Source organism: Mesorhizobium sp. M5C.F.Ca.ET.164.01.1.1 (assembly GCF_004792125.1).
In the GTDB taxonomy this organism is placed as follows: Bacteria; Pseudomonadota; Alphaproteobacteria; order Rhizobiales; family Rhizobiaceae; genus Mesorhizobium; species Mesorhizobium wenxiniae.
The window spans coordinates 1-468 of the sequence record NZ_SRTG01000093.1 but is presented as its reverse complement, the minus strand read 5'-3'; the positions used below and the strand labels follow the sequence as shown (position 1 = coordinate 468).

Below are 468 nucleotides of genomic sequence, written 5' to 3'. Positions count from 1 at the left end.
AAGTGGAATTCCTTGCTGATGTGGAACATTACGCGCGCCTCCTGCGCAGCGCCTCGAGCCAGAAATCGGCGTCCTCGTAGTCGGTGGGATCAGCGTGCCCGGCGAGATGGAACGCTTCGCGCCGCTCGACGCAGGTCCCGCATCGTCCGCAGTGACGCACGCCGCCCTTGTAACAGGACCAGGTCTCGGCAAACGGGGTGCCGTATCTTGCGCCATCCGCAACAATGTCAGCTTTTCCGAGATTCACATACGGTGCATAGAGGCGTATCTGCGCATAGCCGTCGAGCGCGCGGTCTTGCATTGTCTGCAAAGCTTCAATGAAGGCCGGACGGCAATCGGGATAGATGAAGTGGTCCCCACCATGCATGGCCGCCGCCACCGCTTCGGCGTTGTGGGGGGTGGCGAGACCGAAGGCGATTGCCAACATGATGGCATTGCGGTTCGGCACCACCGTAATCTTCATCGTGT

Annotated in this window: 1 protein-coding gene; it reads right to left on the bottom strand. The window is 60.7% G+C overall.

The genetic code is table 11. The annotated features are described in order from the left end of the window. Positions 1–28: 28 nt before the first annotated feature. Positions 29–468: 7-cyano-7-deazaguanine synthase (locus EN807_RS32565; RefSeq protein ID WP_135937933.1), on the bottom strand; the 440-nt coding region annotated here is incomplete at its 5' end.